Here is a 19,723-nt window from a genome sequence, read left to right as displayed (position 1 = left end):
CTAGTCATGGAGTTAAACTTATTGATACTCTTTACGTAGTTGACCAGAAATAATGTTCTTTTGAATCTCTGAAGTCCCTTCATAGATTCGAGTAATTCTTGCGTCACGGTAGTAGCGTTCAATTGGGTAGTCTGAGATATACCCAATTCCACCGTGGATTTGGACTGCTTTATCTGCGACCCGGTGGTATACTTCAGAGCCGAAAAGCTTTAACATCGCGGCTTCTTTGATTAGTTTTTCACCTTGGTCGACCATCCAAGCGACCCGATATGTGAACGAACGTAGAGCTTCAGTGTCCATCGCCATTTCGGCAACCATATGTGCAACCGCTTGGTGCTCAATGATCGGCACATTAAATTGTTTTCGTTCTTCTACAAATTCCATCGTTAAATCTAGTAGCTTTTGACATGAGCCTAGATTACGAGCGGCTAAACCAGCCCGACCGTTGGCTAATATTTTGAGAGCATTTACATACCCTTGACCTTCCTCGCCAAGGACATTTTCAGCTGGGACTTCACAATCTTCAAAAAATAATTCTGCTGATTGTGAACCTTTTAAGCCCATTTTCTTTTCTAGGGCACCAACCTTAAAGCCTGGAAAGTCCTTTTCAACGATAAACGATGTAATTCCTTTTGCTCCTTTTGCAGGATCGGTCACTGCCATTACGGTAAATACATCAGCAATTGGGGCATTTGTAATATAGTGTTTTGACCCATTAAGAATATATTTGTCACCTTTTTTGACCGCGGTAGTTTTTAAGTTTGTTGCATGTGAACCAGCAGATGGTTCCGTTAATGCAAATGCCCCGATTTTTTCCCCTTGGGCCATTTCAGGTAAATACTTTTGCTTTTGTTGCTCATTTCCCATTTCTACAATCCCAACAGAACCAATTCCCGTATGGGCACCGATTAAGGTCGTGTAACCATTATGAGTTTTGCCTACTTCTTCATATAGGGCACATTTTCCAACCATACCAATACCAAGTCCACCGTACTCTTCAGGTATGCTTAAGCCGAACAGCCCCATCTCCTTTGACATATCAACTATTTTCGCTGGGATTTCATCAGTTTCTTCAATTTCTGCAGCTAGTGGGTCGACTTCGTTTTTTACAAAATCACGAATGTTTCGCTTGAGAAATTGAATGTCTTCACTTAAATTAAAATCCACATTGATCACCTCTTATGAATAGTTATAAAACCCTTTTCCGGTTTTTCTTCCTAATCGCCCTGCTTTCACATATTTCACTAATATTGGGCATGGTCTGTATTTTTCACCTAATGTTTGGTGAAGGTATTCCATGTTGCGCAGTCGTGTATCAAGTCCAACAAGATCGGCTAACTCAAGCGGACCCATTGGATGGTTGAGCCCGAGTTTCATTGCTTTATCGACATCTTCTGGTGATGCGACACCTTCCATGACCATATTCATTGCTTCATTGCCAATCAAGCAATTCATTCGACTGACAGCAAAGCCAGGAAATTCGTTGACCTTCACACACTCTTTCCCCATTTTTTCTCCAATCGCGAATGCTTTTTCAATTGTTTCCTCGGATGTTTCGAGACCGCAAATGACCTCGATTAATTTCATTTTTGGTACCGGATTGAAGAAGTGCATCGCAATGCATTGGTCCGGTCTATTCGTTTGGGCTGCGATTTCAGTCGGGCTCATCGTCGACGTGTTCGTAGCTAATATCGCATGGGGTGGTGCAATTTCATCGAGCTGTTTAAAGATTTTTGTTTTTAACTCCATACGCTCTAATACGGCTTCAATGACAAGATCTACATTTTTGGCGGCTTCACGTATATCGGTTGTATACGTAATATTTGCTAACGCTTCCTTTGCTTGTTCTTTGGTTATGTAGCCTCGATCTACACTTTTATCGAATTGCTTTTGTAAGTACTTATCCGCCTTTTGAAGAGATTCTTCATGAATATCTTGAAGCTTTACTTGGAACCCGGCGAGAGCACCGGCATAACCGATGCCTCTGCCCATTGTTCCAGCTCCAATCACTGCTAGGTTGTTGATCATAATGACCTCCCATTATGCATTGGAATAGAGTTCTTTTTTCAATTCTTCGGTTAGTAGAGGGGTGACTTCAAATAAGTCACCAACGATGCCATAATCAGCAATTTCAAAAATTGGAGCTTCTGGATCTTTGTTGATCGCTACGATCACTTTCGAATTTGACATCCCCGCCAAGTGCTGAATCGCGCCAGAGATTCCGATCGCAAAATATAAATCTGGTGTAACGACTTTACCTGTTTGCCCGATTTGTAACGAGTAGTCGCAATATTCTGCATCACACGCGCCTCGAGATGCCCCAACAGCAGCTCCTAATGTTTCTGCTAGTGGTTCTAATGATTTAAAACCATCTTCACTCTTTACTCCACGGCCGCCAGCGACGATTACTTTTGCTTCTGAAAGGTCAACACCACTTGTAGCTTTGCGGACAACGTCTTTGATTACGGTGCGTAAGTCTTTTAGTTCGACATCAACGCTTGTAACCTCACCTGTTCTTGACTCATCCAATTCTAATGGCTGGATGTTATTTGGACGGATCGTTGCAAAAATCATTCCTTCTTTGACAGCTTTTTTCTCAAATGCTTTCCCAGAGTAAATAGGACGTGTAAACACGACTTCATCACCATTGACATCAATAGCGACTGCATCAGAAATTAAGCCAGCATCAAGTTTCGTTGCGATACGTGGAGCTAAATCCTTTCCTGCTGCTGTATGACCGATAATAATCGCTTCAGGTTTCTCAGTTTCAGTAACTTGGAGGAATGCTTGCGAGTAAGCATCGGTTGTAAAGTCTTTAAGTTCAGGGCGCTCTACCGTTATAACACGATCCGCTCCATACTGAATGAATTGATTAGCTAAACCACTAATATCCTCGCCAAATAATACGCCGACAACTTCTCCGTCATTTGCTACGGTTTTCCCAGCAGCTATCGCTTCAAATGTTACATTTCGTAGTTCATTGTCACGAACTTCTCCTAAAACTAATACCTTTTTCGCCATGAAAAATCCCTCCAATTATATGACTTTTGCTTCGTTTCTTAACAATGAAACAAGTTCTTTTGTTTGTTCTTCAATGTCACCATCTAAGACTTTCCCTGCTTGTTTTTCAGGTGGTAAAAATACATCGATTCGCTTCGTCTTAGACTCTACATCCTCTTCATCGAGATCAAGGTCATCTAAATCTAACGTTTCAAGCGGCTTCTTTTTCGCTTTCATTATTCCTGGTAGTGATGGATAACGAGGTTCGTTGAGTCCTTGTTGGGCCGTCACTAGGACAGGAAGAGAGACTTCGATCGTTTCTTGGTCCCCCTCGACGTCTCGTTCGATCGTTGCTGTTGCTCCGTCAATGGAAAGGTTAGTTATTGTAGTGACTTGTGGGATCTCTAGTAATTGAGCAACCCGTGGTCCGACTTGGCCTGAGCCGCCGTCAACCGCAACATTACCGCCTAAAATAATGTCAAAGTCTTGATCTTTTAAGTACGTAGCTAGCAATGTAGCTGTCGTATATTGGTCACTCTCTTCAACCTCTTCATTATCGATAAGAACGGCTTTGTCAGCACCCATGGCTAGAGCTGTACGTAACTCTTTTTCGGCTTCTTCATCACCAACAGTTACAACAGTGACTTCACCACCATGTTCATCCCTTAAGAGAATCGCTTCCTCGACCGCATACTCGTCATAAGGATTGATAACAAATTCAGCACCGCTATCATCGATTGTCCCGTTATTAATGGTTATTTTTTCTTCGGTATCAAATGTACGTTTTAAAATCACAACGATATCCAATTGAATTTCCTCCTTTATACTTAACAATTTATTTTGGGCGATTGACTTTAAATGTACCGTTGCCTTTGGCTAGCAACCGATTGTCTTGGTCATAGATCTCGCCTTCTCCAGCGACGATTCGATAGCCTTGCTGAAGGACCTTTGCTTTTGCAAGTAAGTAACCTTCTTTTGCCGGGGCAAGGTAATGAATATTTAAACTCACCGTTACAATTGGTGCCTTAACAGCTGATCGAACGACCATGCTAATGATGTTATCGAGCATCGTCGCATATACACCACCATGAACGGTTTGGTTCGTGTTAATTAAATGCTCTTGAATCGGTAGTTTTAAAATAATTTCTTCTTCATCACAGCGGACGATTTCAAAGCCAAGATGAGTAAAGAATGAACTAGTTTCAAAATTTGTTTTTAATTCTTGAATCGTTTTGGACAACGTGGTCCCTCCTCAGCTTACTTTCCAGAAAAATTTGGTTTACGCTTTTCTAAAAATGCCTTTGTTCCCTCATTTTTATCTTCAGAAGCAAACAAGATCGCTTGAGAAAGCTTTTCGATCGCTAGGCCGGTTTTAATGTCGGTTTCACTTCCAAGGTTAACGGATAGTTTCGCTAATTTGACAGCTAATGGACCTTTTGATAAAATTTGCGCCGCGATTTCTTCTGTTTTTGCTTTTAATTCGCTCGGGTCAGTGACTTCACTAATAAGTCCGAATTGCTTCGCTTCTTCAGCCGTAATAATTTTTCCGGTTAGAATCATCTCCATTGCTTTCCCTTTACCAACAATTCTTGCAAGGCGTTGTGTACCGCCAGCGCCTGGGATAATGGAAAGGTTGAGTTCTGGAAGTCCGAATTTTGCATTTGTTGATGCGAGGCGAATATCACAGGACATTGCTAATTCACAGCCGCCCCCAAGAGCAAAACCGTTTACCATTGCAATCGTTGGCTTTTCATAACTTTCAATAAGATCATATACTTGCTGCATGCCTTCAACTTTGAGAGCATCTAGCATGGTTTTATCTGGTAATTGACCGATGTCAGCGCCTGCGGCAAATGATTTTTCGCCAGCCCCTGTAAAGATGACGCATCCGACTTGATCCTCTGTCCTAACAACGTCTAGTGCGGAGACAATCTCGTCGAGTGTATCTTTATTTAACGCATTGCGAACATCTGGACGATTAATCGTGATGTAAGCAAGCTTTTCAGTAATTTCGAGTGATATGTTTTTATAATTCAAAATAAAACACCTCTTTCAAAAATTCGGAATTATTTAGCTGTACGTATAGAAACCTTTTCCTGCTTTGCGACCGAGTTCTCCTCGTTCAACTTTCTCTATGATTGTTTCTGATGGTTTATCCTCTTCATTCCCTGATTCCTCGTAACGTTGCATGCGGACGTTATAGTGAACATCTAGACCCGTTAAGTCAATTAAAGCAAATGGTCCAATCGGGTGATTTAATGCTTTTGTACATGCAAGGTCAATTTCTTCGGGTGTTGCAATTTCATTTTCTAGTAAGTAGATCGCCTCATTCATTAATTTTCCTAGAATCCGGTTTGCGACAAAGCCTGAAATTTCTTTCTTTAACAAGATTGGTCGTTTATTGATCTTGTTAGTGAGTTCAACTGTTACATTTGCAGTTTCTTCTGACGTATGTGGCCCTTGAACAACTTCAACGAGCTCCATCACCAGTGCCGGATTAAAGAAGTGCATATTGCATACTTTTTCCGGACGCTTCGTTGCATCAGCAATCTGAGAACTAACAATTGTTGAACTGTTTGTAGCAAGAATCGTATGTGGTGGCGTTAATTCATCGAGTTGTTGAAAGAGTTCTCTTTTTACGTCTACTTTTTCAACGATTGCTTCAATGACGTAGTCGGTCTCTTTGACTGCTTCTTCTAATTTGTTTTCAAAAGATAAGCGATTAAATGCTCTATTCACTTCATCAACGGTAAGTCTCCCTTTTTTAATGCGACGTTCCATATGGCCTGTTAAAGATTCCTTTGCTTTTGCAAGGCTTTCTTCGTTAATATCTTGTAGTGTTACCTCGTAACCAGCAAGTGCACAAACCATCGCAATTTGTGAACCCATGGCGCCAGAACCAATGACACTTATATGATTAATTTGTTCGATATTCATAACCCAATCCCCTCTCTATCTTTCTAAAAGTAAAGCAATTCCTTGGCCACCGCCGATACATGCGGAAACGAGTCCGCGTTTAACATCACGACGCTTCATTTCATAAGCAAGCTTTGTAACGAGCATACCGCCAGTGGCAGCTATCGGATGGCCGTGAGCGATTGCACCACCATTGACATTCAGTTTTTGTCGGTCAAAGGATAGTTCGCGATCACAGGCAAGTACTTGTGAAGCAAAGGCCTCATTAACTTCAATAAGGTCAATGTCATCTAAACTTAAGTCCGTTCGCTTTAGTAGTTTTTGAATGGCTGGAACGGGTCCAATTCCCATAATATTTGGATCAACACCAGCGACTGTCCAGTCCTTAACAATGGCTAGAGGTTCTAGGTTTCTAGCTTGGGCCTCAGCCTTTGACATCAGGACAAGTGCGGATGCTCCGTCATTGACACCTGACGAATTTCCAGCCGTTACACTACCTCCCTTTTTGAACACAGGGGCTAGTTTCTCAAGGCCTTCGTGGGTGACATCAGGCCTTGGATGTTCATCCTTGGAAAATGTGACCTCCCCTTTTCGACCTTTAATCGTAATGGGAACGATTTGTTCATCAAAAAGACCTTGTTCCATGGCTGATGCCATTTTTTGCTGACTTTCGAGCGCAAATTCGTCTTGCTCTTCTCTAGAAATCTTATATTTCTCTACGAGATTCTCAGCTGTAATGCCCATTGGAGGATCTCCAATATGATCGGGTGCTAGTTGTCTTTTTACAAATTTAGGTGGGACTCTATCGTATGTTCGTTCTTGCGGCGCAAGCAAATAAGGTGAACGCGACATGCTTTCTGTTCCACCTGCGACTGTGATCGTTGCTCTGCCAGCAATAATCGCTTCAGCAGCAAGTGCGACACTATTAATCCCAGACCCACATTGGCGATCGATCGTAACTCCGGGAACCGAATGTGGGAGTCCTGCTTGAAGTAATGACAACCTTGCCATATTCCCTCCTCCTGAGAGGCAATTTCCAAAGATAACATCATCGACGTTTGTTCCTTCAATCCCAGAACGTTGAATCGCTTCTTCAATCACTCGACCGCCATAAATGGATGGGTCCACAGTCGCTAGTGCGCCGCCTTTTTTCGCAATCGGTGTTCGCACGGCTGATACAATAACAGCTTCAGTCATGTCATACCTCCTTTTTTTCCATTTGTTTTGCCTTTGCAATTTCTTCATCAATCAATTTCCGGCGTAGAATCTTACCAACGGTTGTTTTCGGTAATTCATCTCTGAAGCTGAATTCTTTCGGGATTTTATACCGAGCCATATGATTAGAGCACCATTGGCTCAAGTCCTCAGCGGTAATATCTACCCCTTTTTTTGAAACGATCACTGCTTTTACTGTTTCACCACGATAAGGGTCTGGTACACCGAAGACACAAAGCTCCTCGATCGCCGGATGTTGGTAAAGGATATCCTCAATTTCAACGGGATAGATATTATAGCCACCTGCAATGATCATATCTTTTTTACGACCGACGATGTAAAAGTAGCCATCTTCATCCATTGTTGCTAAGTCACCGGTATATAACCAGCCATCCCTGATTGTCTTTGCTGTTTCTTCTTCGTTATTCCAGTAGCCTTTCATCACTTGAGGCCCTTTAACGATGAGTTCACCAACTTCACCAACTGGAAGCTCCTTTTCTCCTGTTTCTTGATCAACAATTTTAGATTCTGTATTCGGAATAGGGATGCCGATACTCCCAGCTTTTTTAACCCCAGTAACCGGGTTGCGATGGGTGACCGGCGCGGACTCAGATAAACCGTATCCTTCGACAATTAAGGCACCAGTCTTCTCTTCGAATTCTTTAATAAGTTCAACAGGCATCGGCGCAGATCCGCTATTACAAATTTTGATCGATTGTAAAAATTCTGGTGATGACTTTGGATGATTCAATAATGCAATATACATCGTTGGTACACCAGGGAATACAGTAGGTTTATAAGTTTTCATGAGCTCCAATGTTTTTTCAACGTGAAAGCGTTCAAGACAGATAATCGTAGCTGCCGCAAAAATGGCAACGTTCATCGCACTCGTCATCCCATACACATGGAAGAAAGGTGAAACGCTTAAGACTCTTTCCCCAGGGCGTTCAAAATAGCCATCAGCAAACACAAATGTTTGATAAATATTAGCGATCAAATTAAAGTGAGTCAGCATAACGCCTTTACTGCGACCTGTCGTTCCCCCTGTATATTGGAGGACTGCGATATCTGCTTTTGGTTCAATCTCGATCTCTGGTAGTTGAATAGATTGTGCGTCGTTGATTAATTGATAGAGATCATACTCTTTATCTGATAATTGAACATCACTCGTTGTGTAATAGATCGCCTTCATGTTGATACAGAATGGCAGTTCTTGTAGCTTTTCTCTTTGCTTATAGGACCCAGCAAACCATTGGGCTCTAGAGTTTTCTAGTAAATGTTCAAGTTCTCCTAGTTGGTACATTGGGTTGACTTGAACCACGATGCCCCCTAGACGTTGAACAGCAAAGTACGTGACAATGTATTCAGCCGAATTAGGGAACATCACTGCCAGACGATCTCCTTTTTCAAAACCTAGATGGTGCAAGGCTGTCGCTAGTTTATCTACTTTTTTCTTTAATTCCTGATAGTCCCACTGTTTTTCTTTATCCATAACAGCAATTTGTTTCGGGTAATCCTTTTCTGAACGCTCTAAAATTTGATAGAGGTGCATAGAAGGAATGTCGATCTCCTTGGAAACATTTTCAGGATAAAATTGATGCCACCTTTGCACAAACCTTCCCTCCTTCTTTGTTCATCGCTTATGACTTATACTTCATCTAAGATGTGTCTTGCTACAACGATTCGTTGAATTTCATTTGTGCCTTCATAGATCTTCGTAATACGGGCATCTCTGTAAAAGCGCTCGATTGGGTATTCGGCAATGTAGCCCATACCGCCATGGATTTGTACCGCTTTATCTGCAACTTTATTAAATACTTCTGTGGCAAACATTTTTGCCATGGAAGCTTCTTTGATCGCTTTTTTTCCTTCATCCACTAAGCTAGCTGCTTTTAGTGTCAGCTGTCTAGCCGCTTCAGTTTCTGTAGCCATATCAGCGAGAATCCACTGAATCCCTTGGTTACTTGAAATCGGTTTTCCGAACTGAACACGTTCTTTTGCGTAGCTTGCGGACATTTCAATTAGTTTGTCACAAGAGCCGACAGAACGTGCCGCAAGTCCAATGCGACCTTCACCGAGTATTTTTAAGGCTGACATGTACCCCATACCAACTTCACCGATCACGTTTTCTTCTGGAACCTCGCAATCTTCGAAAATGATTTGCGATGTATATGACCCTCTTAAGCCCATCTTTTTATCTTCTTTACCAACAATGAGCCCAGGGAAATCTCGTTCAACTAAAAATGCGGTGATGCCACCTTTTGCTCCTTTTTCTTTATCTGTGACTGCAAAAACGGTGTAGACATCTGCAATTGGACCATTTGTGATGAAATGTTTCATCCCATTAAGGATCCATTTATCGCCGACTTTTTCTGCTTTAGTTGATAGGTTGGTTGCATCGGACCCAGCCCCTGGCTCTGATAAGGCGAAACATGCAATTTTTTCGCCAGCTGCCATTGCAGGTAAATACTTTTGTTTTAATTGCTCTGAAGCGAGTTTGACTAATCCAGTACTTCCAATTCCTGTATGTGCACTAATTAAGGAAACAAACCCATTATGAGTGCGTCCAAGTTGCTCTAAAACAACAGCTTTGCCCGTTGTGTTCAGTCCGATTCCACCGTATTCTTCAGGGATACTAATCCCAAATAAACCTAATTCTTTTGCTTTTTCGACTAAATGCTGAGGAATGCGGTCTTCCTCCTCAATTTGTTGAGCATATGGCTCTACTTCATTCTCTACAAAATTCTTAATCATTGTTTTCATTTGTGCGATTTCATCTGTCATTGTAATCATAGTTTTCCACCTCATTTATTTAAAATTTATTGATCACTCATGGCCATTGTTAGGCTTTCGGTCGGATGACTTTAAATGTTCCTGTTCCTTTAGCAATTGGGTTTCCTTCTTTATCGGTGATTTCACCTTCACCTGTAGCGATTCGGTACCCTTGTTGAATGACTCTACCCTTGGCGATCAGCTCATCTCCACGTTTAGCTGCTGAGAGGTAGTTAATGTTTATATTAATCGTTACGACTGTACAGTTGAGGGTTGTAGCTAGCGTATCTCCAATGATGTTATCAACCATTGTTGCAATGACACCACCATGTACGATATCTTTTGCATTTAAATGATGATCTTCAATTTTTAGGATGGTTTCAACTTCGTTCTGGGTTGACTTCTCCGTGACAAATCCTACCTTAGTTGAAAATGGACCTGTTTTTGAAGGAGGATGTTCAATCTGAGCCATATATTTTAGCCCCTTTCTACATGGATAAGGTTATTATCCATTTTTTTCGATTAATCTTGAAATGACGAGGCGTTGAATTTCTGCAGTTCCTTCCCAGATTTGATAAATTTTTGCGTCGCGAGCAAATTTTTCAACAGGATATTCTCGTATGTAGCCGTAGCCTCCAAGAATTTGAATCGCCTCCATTGCTGTTTTTACAGCTGTATCGCCTGCGAATAATTTCCCCATGCTTCCTTCCCCACGAGAAAATGGTTGTTTTTCTTTAACCATCCAAGCTGCTTTCCAAAGCAAAAGACGGGCAGCTTCAATTTCGGTTGCCATATCAGCTAGTTTAAAGGCAATCGCTTGGTTTTTAATGATCGGTTTACCAAATTGTTTTCTTTCTTTTGCATAATCTAGTGAATATTCATAAGCTGCCCTTGCAATACCTAAAGCAGCTGCACCAACGGATGGGCGAGTCGCTTCTAACATTTTCAATGCTCCTAAGCCACTAATTGCTCCTGGTGTACCGGGCTCTCCACCTAATCGGTTTTCAAGTGGGATTCTGCAATCATCTAAGATCACTTGTGCCGTATGTGAAGCTCTTACGCCCATCTTTCGTTCCTTTTGTCCCATCGATAAGCCAGGCGTATCTTTGTCGATTACAAATGCGGCAATGCCATCCCAGCCTTTTTCTTTATCGGTTTGTGCAAAAATGACATGGACATCAGCGATACCACCATTCGTGATAAATTGCTTTGTGCCATTTAAGACATATTCATCACCATCACGCACAGCTGTTGTCGCCATCGCTGCTACATCTGACCCTGAGCCTGGTTCGGTCAGACCCATCGCTCCTAGTCGAGGTTGATCAGGGTCACAGAATAATGGAATGTATTTTTTCTTTTGCTCCTCTGTTCCTGCTACCATAATTCCTGTCGCTGCTAACCCTGTACCGTTAATCGCTGTTGCAATTCCTGCACATCCCCAATATAATTCTTCAGTGATGATTAGTGATGTGACAGGATCATTGATTCCAAGCCCGCCATATTCAGCTGGGTAACGATAGGATGTTAATCCGAGTTTTGCAGCTTTTTTTATCACTTCCCAAGGCATTTCCTCGGTTTCATCGTAAATGTGTGCAACGGGTCTAATTTCATTTCGTGCAAAGTCGCGTGCTAGTTTTTGAAATTCTTTTTGTTCTTCTGTCAGTTCAAAGCTAATCATGTGAGTCCCCCCTAAATTGTGATGATTGCTACTTTCACTCTTTATAAATGCAAAAGCTGTGCCAAAAATAAAAAAAGCGAGAGTAAGCGCTTTCTAGTTCATAAAATAGACATGTAATTCATTTTTGAATTAATAATCTGAAAATTAACAAAAATAACGATTCAATAATGAATTATAATTCATTATTGAATCGTTATCGTCACTCGTGTCGGTTTTATTCAAACGAAATGTGATATTTTTTTAGTTTACGGACGACGGTTGCTTGGCTTGTTTCTAATTGTTTAGCAATTTCATAGGTTGTTTTCCATGTTTGTGCAGCTTGACGTAATGTTTCTGCTTCAGCGTCTTCCACGGCTTCTTTTAGTTTTTTTATTTTTGGTTGTGGCTGATCATCAACGATCGTCATCGTCACTTGTTCTTCCTTTGTGTGGTACTCGTCAGGTAAATCCTTTCTTTTAAGAACTTTAGTAGGAACGGTTAGCATCAATCGCTCCACTAAATTGGATAACTCTCTTACATTGCCGGGCCAATGATAATGATAGCAGAACTCTTTTAGGTCTCGGTCAAAGGACTTTGAAATTTCATATTTTTGATTGTTTTGGTCAATGAAATATTGGACCAGTGGTAAAATGTCGTCTCGACGCTCTCGCAATGGTGGGATCGATACAGGTACAACATGCAATCGATAGTAAAGGTCTTCGCGAAATTCACCATCGCGAACCATTTGTTTGAGATCCTGATTGGTAGCAGCAACCACCCTAACATTAACCTTTTTCATTTTTGTACCGCCAACTCGTTGAATCTCTTTTTCTTGAAGGACTCGTAATAATTTTACTTGCAGGGCTAGTGGTAGCTCACCTACCTCATCTAGAAACAGGATGCCTTGATCAGCTAATTCGAACATTCCGGGTTTGCCGGATCGATTTGCACCAGAAAAGGCGCCAGCTTCATACCCAAATAGTTCTGATTCAAGCAAGTCTTTAGGGATGGCTCCACAGTTGACTTTGATAAACTTTCCTTGATCATAGCGGTTGCTGACTCGGTATAAGTGCCTTGCAAACACATCTTTTCCGACACCTGTTTCACCAAGAATTAAAACGGTTGTATCGACATTGGCCAAACGTTCTGCAATCGTAAAAAGTTCTTGCATCTTTTTACTGTTTAAGATAATGTGTGGATCTTGCCTGGTATGCGCTTTCAATTTTTCTAATTCGTGTTTATATTTTTCATTTAATTTTTGGGCTTTATTCAACTGTTCCGTTAACTTATTAAGGTCAGAAAGGTCACGGATATTGGTAACAACTTTTTCAATTTCACCTTCTTCATTAAAAATGGGGCTACCGGTTAATAATGTTTCTTTTTGATTATGGTTTTTTTGAACTAAGCTAACAGTATCTCTTGTTTCAACAACTCTTGGAGTTACGGATGCTTTTAAAATACCCCGTCTGATCAATTCATTGATGTTTTTCCCGACGTAATAATGTTTAGGGATACCGGTAATTCGTTCTATTGCTGAATTTGTTTTTAATGTCATTCCGTCACGATCAGTGATATATATGCCATCATAAGAGTTTTCAATAATAGCATCTAACTCACGGTTCGATTTATCCAATTCTTTTAGTTTTTCCATTAAATTGTAATGATCGTCACCGTTAAACAGCATATAGAAGATTTCAGTGTCTTCAGTTTTCGAGAGGAGTAGATAGTTTTTACCTTTGTATGAAACGAGTTGGTACGATTTACTCTCATAAATTGTCTTTACTAATTTTGTTAGATGTTCTCCTCTAGCAATGGTTTGAAGAACCTGTTGGGCATTATGATTATAGTCTTTGATCAGCCCGTCTTCTTCTGTAACGATAATAGGAAATGGTAAAGCGGTGATCTCTTTTATTTTCATCTATGGTTCACCCCGCTTGATCAATAAAGGTTAAGACTGAATAAATCGTACCTAAGACAGAGACATCTAAACCTTTAGAGCGTCCAAGCTTAACGAAATAGCCACATAATGATTCGGTTTCCATACGTTTTCGTTGCTCTCGGTCTTGTAACATGGATGTTTTATGATTTCTGACTAACGCAGCATCAGCAAACACACGTTCAGCAGCATTTTCACTTATATCAATGTTTGCTAGTTTACTGATATGTAGCATCTCAGCGAAAACCTGTTTCGATGTTTGCAATAGTTTAGGATCGTCAAGAATTTCTCCTACCTTAGCTCCTGTGATTGCTGAAAGTGGATTAAAGGTTACATTCCAGAGCGACTTTTCCCATTTACGTCGCATAATATCTGAAGATAATTTACAACGGACCTCAGCTTCTTGTAAAGCGCGTACTACTTCTTCTGCATATGATTCTTGGGCAGGATGTAATCCACCGATATAGAAAATATGTTCCCCTTCTTGTCTAATCACACCTGGGTCCTCAATTTTTGCTGATAAATGAGCCGCACCGGATAGAACGTGAGTCTCCCCAAACGCATCAGCTAATATCTCTTCATTGTTTACCCCATTTTGTAGTGTTAACACAAATGCGTTAGCCTTCTTGTAAGGTTTGATCAGTTCAATGGCCTGTCTTGTTTCGGTTGATTTAACGGTAAAGAGTAAGAGATCAGCCTTACTAATCTCTTCATACTGATTCGTAAATGTGTCATGCTCAGTAAATGTACCATGCTGATGGTGAAGGGTTAAGCCTTGTTCTCTCATGGCGTCTAAGTGTCTCCCACGAGCAAGAAAGGTCACGTCATGCCCCGCTTTTTTTAACATCATTCCTACAAATCCACCAACTGCTCCTGCTCCAATCACAGCAATATTCATTTCATCGCCCCCTTGAGTTTGTTAAATATATATAAATTATCTCTGATTTATCAGTAAAAATAAAGAGATATATTTAAATATTTATAATATTAAAACAATAAAGTGTATTATTATGTTCTCATAGGATAAAGGGCTACCAAGATAAATTCTTAATATAGCCCTGTTATCCTATATTGTGATTGTTAATCTCTCGTATAAGAAATAATTGAATTTGGGTCTGGTTCATACTGAAAAGTAAAGAAATAGGCCGTTCAACAGCTTTTTTGTTGTTAAACGGCCTTTAACACGTGAGATCATTCATTTTCTCAAAGGAAACAGACTCCTTAATCTATTTATCCATTAATTCTGCCTGTGCAGGATTAATGGATTAGTTCTTTATGATTATTTACCTTTATTTACAAAACTTCCATTTCGAAATCAATTTGATGAATGGTGAGAGATGTCATTTAAAGTGGGTTGCTTAGTGGTCATTATACTCGTAACGGAAACTATTAAACCTAAAACATCTCTAATATACCAACACTTAAGATTGGTACGAATGTGATGATTAAAATGTTTATCATCATCATCAGTAAGAATGGTAATATCGCCCGAACAACACCTTCATACTTCGCTTGACCAACCTGGGAAGCGACAAATAAATTAATACCAACAGGAGGGGTAATTAATCCGATTGAGAGATTAACAACCATGATTATGCCAAAATGAACCGGGTCCATCCCTATCATTGTTACCACAGGTAATAAAATCGGCGTAAGAATAATTATGGATGCAATCGTTTCCATAAAGGTACCAACAATCAGAAGGAAAAGGTTAATCAATAAAATAATAATGATTGGCGACAAATCTAAAGTGGCAAAAAGGTTAGCAAACGATTGAGGAACTTGTTCTCTCGTGAGCAACATTCCAAAGATAGAGGCTGTCGAAATAACAAGTAAAATAACGGATGAAGTAATTGATGATTCGATTAAAATTCTTCTCATAACACTTAGAGAAAGTTCACGGTAGACAAAAATGCCAATTAAAAACCCATAAACCACGGCAACTACAGAAGCTTCTGTTGGTGTAAAAATTCCCCCATAAATACCACCTAAGATAATAATTGGCATAAGTAATGCGAAAAGCGACTCTTTTAGTGACACTAGAATCTTCTTAAGACTAGTCTTTTCAAGGTTACTGCCATATCCTTTAACATGTGAAATGATAAAAGCAACAACCATTAAAGATAGTCCAATTAATAGTCCGGGGATAATCCCTGCGATAAATAAATCACTAATAGAGGCGCCAGCTGCAACCCCATACAATACCAGTGGAACACTTGGTGGTATAACGATACCTGTAGTGCCCCCAGCTGCTTGGATGGCAGATGAAAAGTTACGATCATAACCTTCTTTTACCATTGCTGTAATGAGAATCGAACCTACAGCTGCTGTAGTTGCAGCCGCTGATCCAGACAAAGCAGCGAAAAGCATACATGTGATGATAGAAACATGGGCTAGCCCACCTTTCATTTGTCCAACAAGACTTTTGGCGAAATTTACTAGGCGGACGGAAATACCACCATGTTCCATTAATTTCCCAGCAAGTATAAAAAAGGGAGCTGCCATTAAAGGGAAGGAATCTAAAGCTGCAAACATTCGTTGCGGCAATACCATTAATGGAATATCACCACTCAACCAAAAAACAGTTATGGTTGATAATCCCAATGCGAATGCAATCGGGACATTGATAACGAATAAAACCAATAATAAAATAAACAGTAAAGTTATCATTTGTTTATGTCTCCCCTTTCTCAGCTTTGCTTATATCTGTTGGGTGAATTCGAAATACTTTGATTGAGACGTCTATGACATTCATCAGCATAAGAACGGCACTGATTGGCATGATCGTATAAACATACCCCATAGGAATTCGTAATGACGCGGAACGTTGAATCATAGAAGTCTCAATGATTTGATATCCTTTCACTAACAAGATTAATAGGAATGTGACAATCGCTAATGACGCGATAAGTTGTACCCATTTTGCTATCCTGTGTTTTAATTTGCTTATAAAAAAGTCAATGCTGATATGACTGCCATATTGAAAAGCAACACTAGCACCTAAAAACGTGATCCAAATCATTAAAAATCGGGCTATTTCTTCAGTCCATGCATACGATGATCCAAAAGCAGCTCGTGATACAATTTGAATGAATACTAGCAAGACCATAATGACAAGGAGAACACAAGTTATGTTTTCAATTGTTCGATTCAAATGTGCTATACTTCTTTTCCACATTGAACACACCTCTCTTAAAGTTCCAAAAGTTTATATAAGAAGTTCTTAATGAATAAAGAAGTGAGAACATATCCGTACTCACCTCTTCAAAATAATTAATTAGTATTCTACATTTCTTATTCTTTCAACATAGTTACCAAAACGATCTTCGAATTGATCGTACACTCCGCTCATGCGGTTTCTAAAAGAATCGGTATCAATTTCAGAGTTTGCAGTGACGATAATCCCGTGTTCCTCCATGCTCGCGAGTTGCTTTTGTTCTAGTTCCTGATTTATTTCTCGTTGTCTATGGGCGTACTCCTTACCTAACCTCTCAAATACTTCCTGGATATCTGCAGGAAGAGAGTTGAATGTATCCTGGTTCATCATTAAAACTGCTGAAGTATAGAAAAATTCTGTTAAGCTAAGGTAATCTAGCGCCTCGTGAACACCCGTTGTTTCAAGTACACCAATCCCGTTATCCAATCCTGAAACCACACCTTGTTGTAAGGAAGTGTATACTTCAGGCCAAGCAATCGGAGTAGGATCCGCTCCTAGTGCCCGATATGTTTCTACTGATACATCATTTTCAGCGGATCGAACTTGTAACCCTTCCATATCATTTACATGTGTAACCTCACGTTCATTGTTTCCGAAGTGATTAAACCCTCTTTCCCAGAATGAAAAGGCTTTCAAGTTAGCTTCTGCTAATTCCTCTAAGATCTCTTTACCAATTTCACCATCCAATGTAGCATACACATGTTCTAAGTTCTCAAAGAGGAAAGGTAATTCTAGGACAGCTAAGTTTTCTGAGAACCCAGCAGTGGGACTTGATGTAGCCATAGTCATATCGATTGAGCCTGATGAAACTTGCTCAACGACTTCTCTTTCACCTCCAATTTGCCCATTACCGAATACTTCAAATGTTACTCTTCCATCCGTTTCTTCCTCAACAGCCTCTATGAATTCGTTTATACCTAACGTATAGGAGTGTTGATCAGGTGCTATGTGAGCAAGGGTAATTTTGATTTCATCATCATTTTGATTACTTCCTCCTTCAGCACTGACATCATCTGAAGAACTTCCACATGCAGTTAGAAAAATCAAGAAAGAAACAGATAGTGCAAAATACAAGATTTTTGATCTGGTCATTATAAATCCCCCTTATATATTTTTTTGAATATTTAGTTAATTGTTATTTTACAGTTTGTACGTTTTTATTCATACATCAAAAGTGAGGAATTGAAATGCTTTCTTTCATCAAAAATGAGGATTGATTTTTGAAACAAAGGTATATATCGTTCCTATTTTTGATATTTTAATAGGCTCCTACTCTCATTAGTTAATTGAAAGTTATCGAACAACTCCCTTCCATTTTAATTCTAATTTTCATATAATAGTTCTATGAAACATATATTTCATGGAACTATTAATCTGCGATTTGTGTGAGGTGGAACGGCAATGTCAATATTTGCAAAACTTAACGAACAAAAGCAAAATGAACACAATCAACAACTAGCGATACCCGATCATATTCAGGATGAGTATCGCTATTTAATAGAAATGCCCTCTTTTATTCAAGATTACATCATGAGCCGCATTGCTCTTGGTTTCTCAAAAGCTACGATTCAACGCTATTTGTATGACTATAAATATTTCTTTGATTACGTAAAGCATGCCACTGGTGAAAAAGATCTACAGATGAGTGAGATCTCATTGGACGATTTTATTGAAATTGATCAAAAAGGCGTTGAAAATTACATTCAACACCTCTCTCTTTATGCTGAGAACAATGCAAAAACAGTTAACCGAAAACTATCGGCGCTTAAATCGTTATTTGATTATTTAAAGCAACGGAATTTGGTCTCTACGAACCCAGTTGAAGGTATTGAACGACCGAAAGTAGCAAAACGAGATCCGATTTATTTGCAGAGGGATGAATATACCGAACTACTTTCCTTTATTTTATCGGATGAAGGATTAACGATACGCCAGCGCCCCTTCCATGAACGATTTAAAAAAAGGGATGTGGCGATCATTCATATGCTGATTATGACGGGAGTACGAATATCAGAGCTTTGCCGTATACGAGTGAAGGATTTAAATCGCATTGACAAGGAAATAACCGTAACAGGTAAAGGAAACAAACAGCGTACCATTCCATTAAGTGAGGGAACGTTGGAAATGATTGATGAGTACGTACAATCCATTCCTAATTATGCAAGACCTAAACATGCAGAAGAGTCCTTGTTTATCGGCTTTGACTTTACAACGAAAGCATATAAAAATAACGTAACCATTAATGCGATTCAAAAAATGATTCAGCGTCACATTAAACGAGCCAAAAAGCATTTACCTTTTCTAGCGTATAAGCCTATTACTGCCCATAAGTTACGCCATAGCTTTGCAACAGAGCTTGTCTATCGCGGTGTCGATGTGTTAACAGTTCAAAATTTACTTGGGCATGAATCTGTGGCAACGACCCAAATTTATGCACACGTCCAAAAAGATATGAAGAAAAAAGCGGTTTCCTTATTAGACTAAGATTACATAATGGAATTATGGTAAACTAATATCAAAAAAACGCCCAAGAATATTCGTGGACGTTTACTCACCTTCCATTAACGTTGCGGGGTTAATTAAGGATTCATTGATTAACCCTTGGGCCTCTTCTGCTGGAATGCCACCTGTATAGAGATCAATTTCTTGCTCAATCTTTCGTAGATCGTCTTCAACTGAGTCGTGTGGTTCGTTGTTTTCTTTTAATTCTCCTAATTTCTGCAAAAGCAACTGTTGCGTTTCTTTTAAAACATACAACTTTTCCATTCGTTCCATATAGGATAATTCTTCGTTTGCCATGTGTACCTCCTCATTTTCGCTTCTCTCTTTGGTATCCCTCAGTGCACAAATATTATCCGATTTTAACTTGACAATATTTTCTTTTAAAAAAGAGTATGTTTTTCTATAATCCGGATATGATAAGTAGCGAGGAAGCAAACATTGCTTTTCTCACTAACCAAAAAGATTCTTTCGTATTAAACAGGTTTCGAAGATTTTGTTTTCGTCTATC

General features: G+C 39.8%; 19 protein-coding genes. 1 reads left to right on the top strand and 18 read right to left on the bottom strand.

Features of this window, described 5'->3' with window-relative positions:
- Positions 1 to 18 precede the first annotated feature (18 nt).
- The 17 genes from KH400_RS05740 to KH400_RS05660 all read right to left on the bottom strand — a co-directional run bounded on the left by KH400_RS05740 (position 19) and on the right by KH400_RS05660 (position 17,805).
- Complete coding sequence (locus KH400_RS05740; RefSeq protein ID WP_217222816.1) at positions 19 to 1,167, bottom strand: acyl-CoA dehydrogenase family protein; 1,149 nt, start codon at positions 1,165 to 1,167, stop codon at positions 19 to 21.
- Positions 1,168 to 1,179: 12 nt separating this feature from the next.
- Positions 1,180 to 2,025 (bottom strand): 3-hydroxyacyl-CoA dehydrogenase, encoded by an 846-nt coding sequence (locus tag KH400_RS05735; RefSeq protein WP_217223132.1) that lies wholly within the window; start codon positions 2,023 to 2,025, stop codon positions 1,180 to 1,182.
- Positions 2,026 to 2,040: 15 nt separating this feature from the next.
- Entirely contained in the window at positions 2,041 to 3,021 is a 981-nt protein-coding gene (locus KH400_RS05730) for an electron transfer flavoprotein subunit alpha/FixB family protein (protein ID WP_217222814.1), read from the bottom strand.
- A gap of 15 nt (positions 3,022 to 3,036) precedes the next feature.
- A complete protein-coding gene (locus KH400_RS05725; RefSeq protein ID WP_217222812.1) occupies positions 3,037 to 3,807 on the bottom strand; it encodes an electron transfer flavoprotein subunit beta/FixA family protein in 771 nt (256 codons plus the stop codon).
- 28 nt (positions 3,808 to 3,835) lie between these two features.
- On the bottom strand, positions 3,836 to 4,240 hold the full coding sequence (locus KH400_RS05720) for a PaaI family thioesterase (protein WP_217222810.1): 405 nt from the start codon (positions 4,238 to 4,240) through the stop codon (positions 3,836 to 3,838).
- A 17-nt stretch (positions 4,241 to 4,257) separates the two neighbouring features.
- On the bottom strand, positions 4,258 to 5,037 hold the full coding sequence (locus tag KH400_RS05715) for an enoyl-CoA hydratase/isomerase family protein (RefSeq protein WP_217222808.1): 780 nt from the start codon (positions 5,035 to 5,037) through the stop codon (positions 4,258 to 4,260).
- Between the two features lie 33 nt (positions 5,038 to 5,070).
- On the bottom strand, positions 5,071 to 5,937 hold the full coding sequence (locus KH400_RS05710; RefSeq protein WP_217222806.1) for a 3-hydroxyacyl-CoA dehydrogenase family protein: 867 nt from the start codon (positions 5,935 to 5,937) through the stop codon (positions 5,071 to 5,073).
- A gap of 15 nt (positions 5,938 to 5,952) precedes the next feature.
- Positions 5,953 to 7,113, bottom strand: coding sequence for a thiolase family protein (locus KH400_RS05705; RefSeq protein WP_217222804.1), 1,161 nt, complete (start codon positions 7,111 to 7,113; stop codon positions 5,953 to 5,955).
- Between the two features lies 1 nt (position 7,114).
- Positions 7,115 to 8,743: a long-chain-fatty-acid--CoA ligase gene (locus KH400_RS05700; protein ID WP_312889056.1), complete on the bottom strand. Its 1,629-nt coding sequence runs from the start codon at positions 8,741 to 8,743 to the stop codon at positions 7,115 to 7,117.
- A 35-nt stretch (positions 8,744 to 8,778) separates the two neighbouring features.
- Positions 8,779 to 9,924 (bottom strand): acyl-CoA dehydrogenase family protein, encoded by a 1,146-nt coding sequence (locus tag KH400_RS05695; RefSeq protein WP_217222802.1) that lies wholly within the window; start codon positions 9,922 to 9,924, stop codon positions 8,779 to 8,781.
- A gap of 49 nt (positions 9,925 to 9,973) precedes the next feature.
- Complete coding sequence (locus KH400_RS05690; RefSeq protein WP_217222800.1) at positions 9,974 to 10,375, bottom strand: PaaI family thioesterase; 402 nt, start codon at positions 10,373 to 10,375, stop codon at positions 9,974 to 9,976.
- Between the two features lie 33 nt (positions 10,376 to 10,408).
- A complete protein-coding gene (locus tag KH400_RS05685) occupies positions 10,409 to 11,578 on the bottom strand; it encodes an acyl-CoA dehydrogenase family protein (RefSeq protein ID WP_217223129.1) in 1,170 nt (389 codons plus the stop codon).
- A gap of 217 nt (positions 11,579 to 11,795) precedes the next feature.
- Positions 11,796 to 13,478, bottom strand: coding sequence for a sigma-54 interaction domain-containing protein (locus KH400_RS05680; RefSeq protein ID WP_217222798.1), 1,683 nt, complete (start codon positions 13,476 to 13,478; stop codon positions 11,796 to 11,798).
- Between the two features lie 7 nt (positions 13,479 to 13,485).
- The gene (locus tag KH400_RS05675) at positions 13,486 to 14,394 is read right to left on the bottom strand and encodes a ketopantoate reductase family protein (protein ID WP_217222797.1); all 909 of its coding nucleotides are present in this window, start codon (positions 14,392 to 14,394) and stop codon (positions 13,486 to 13,488) included.
- Positions 14,395 to 14,891: 497 nt separating this feature from the next.
- Positions 14,892 to 16,166: a TRAP transporter large permease gene (locus KH400_RS05670; protein WP_217222795.1), complete on the bottom strand. Its 1,275-nt coding sequence runs from the start codon at positions 16,164 to 16,166 to the stop codon at positions 14,892 to 14,894.
- A gap of 4 nt (positions 16,167 to 16,170) precedes the next feature.
- Positions 16,171 to 16,674 (bottom strand): TRAP transporter small permease, encoded by a 504-nt coding sequence (locus KH400_RS05665; RefSeq protein ID WP_217222793.1) that lies wholly within the window; start codon positions 16,672 to 16,674, stop codon positions 16,171 to 16,173.
- A gap of 99 nt (positions 16,675 to 16,773) precedes the next feature.
- Positions 16,774 to 17,805 (bottom strand): DctP family TRAP transporter solute-binding subunit, encoded by a 1,032-nt coding sequence (locus KH400_RS05660; protein ID WP_217222791.1) that lies wholly within the window; start codon positions 17,803 to 17,805, stop codon positions 16,774 to 16,776.
- 309 nt (positions 17,806 to 18,114) lie between these two features.
- Between KH400_RS05660 and KH400_RS05655 the strand changes: the two genes are divergently transcribed.
- Positions 18,115 to 19,197, top strand: coding sequence for a tyrosine-type recombinase/integrase (locus tag KH400_RS05655; protein ID WP_217222789.1), 1,083 nt, complete (start codon positions 18,115 to 18,117; stop codon positions 19,195 to 19,197).
- Positions 19,198 to 19,260: 63 nt separating this feature from the next.
- On the opposite strand, the gene KH400_RS05650 is transcribed toward KH400_RS05655, so the two are convergent.
- Complete coding sequence (locus tag KH400_RS05650; protein WP_217222787.1) at positions 19,261 to 19,512, bottom strand: hypothetical protein; 252 nt, start codon at positions 19,510 to 19,512, stop codon at positions 19,261 to 19,263.
- Positions 19,513 to 19,723: the final 211 nt, after the last annotated feature.

This window comes from Desertibacillus haloalkaliphilus (assembly GCF_019039105.1).
Classification (GTDB): domain Bacteria; phylum Bacillota; class Bacilli; order Bacillales; family KJ1-10-99; genus Desertibacillus; species Desertibacillus haloalkaliphilus.
This window is presented reverse-complemented; position numbering and strand designations above follow the sequence as displayed.

Bases quoted from the DNA above. Each gene is read 5' to 3' on its own strand.
- KH400_RS05730 (WP_217222814.1), bottom strand. From the start codon at position 3,021: ATGGCGAAAAAGGTATTAGTTTTAGGAGAAGTTCGTGACAATGAACTA.
- KH400_RS05710 (WP_217222806.1), bottom strand. From the start codon at position 5,937: ATGAATATCGAACAAATTAATCATATAAGTGTCATTGGTTCTGGCGCC.
- KH400_RS05705 (WP_217222804.1), bottom strand. From the start codon at position 7,113: ATGACTGAAGCTGTTATTGTATCAGCCGTGCGAACACCGATTGCGAAA.
- KH400_RS05695 (WP_217222802.1), bottom strand. From the start codon at position 9,924: ATGATTACAATGACAGATGAAATCGCACAAATGAAAACAATGATTAAG.
- KH400_RS05690 (WP_217222800.1), bottom strand. From the start codon at position 10,375: ATGGCTCAGATTGAACATCCTCCTTCAAAAACAGGTCCATTTTCAACT.
- KH400_RS05680 (WP_217222798.1), bottom strand. From the start codon at position 13,478: ATGAAAATAAAAGAGATCACCGCTTTACCATTTCCTATTATCGTTACA.
- KH400_RS05675 (WP_217222797.1), bottom strand. From the start codon at position 14,394: ATGAATATTGCTGTGATTGGAGCAGGAGCAGTTGGTGGATTTGTAGGA.
- KH400_RS05670 (WP_217222795.1), bottom strand. From the start codon at position 16,166: ATGATAACTTTACTGTTTATTTTATTATTGGTTTTATTCGTTATCAAT.
- KH400_RS05665 (WP_217222793.1), bottom strand. From the start codon at position 16,674: ATGTGGAAAAGAAGTATAGCACATTTGAATCGAACAATTGAAAACATA.
- KH400_RS05660 (WP_217222791.1), bottom strand. From the start codon at position 17,805: ATGACCAGATCAAAAATCTTGTATTTTGCACTATCTGTTTCTTTCTTG.
- KH400_RS05655 (WP_217222789.1), top strand. From the start codon at position 18,115: ATGTCAATATTTGCAAAACTTAACGAACAAAAGCAAAATGAACACAAT.
- KH400_RS05650 (WP_217222787.1), bottom strand. From the start codon at position 19,512: ATGGCAAACGAAGAATTATCCTATATGGAACGAATGGAAAAGTTGTAT.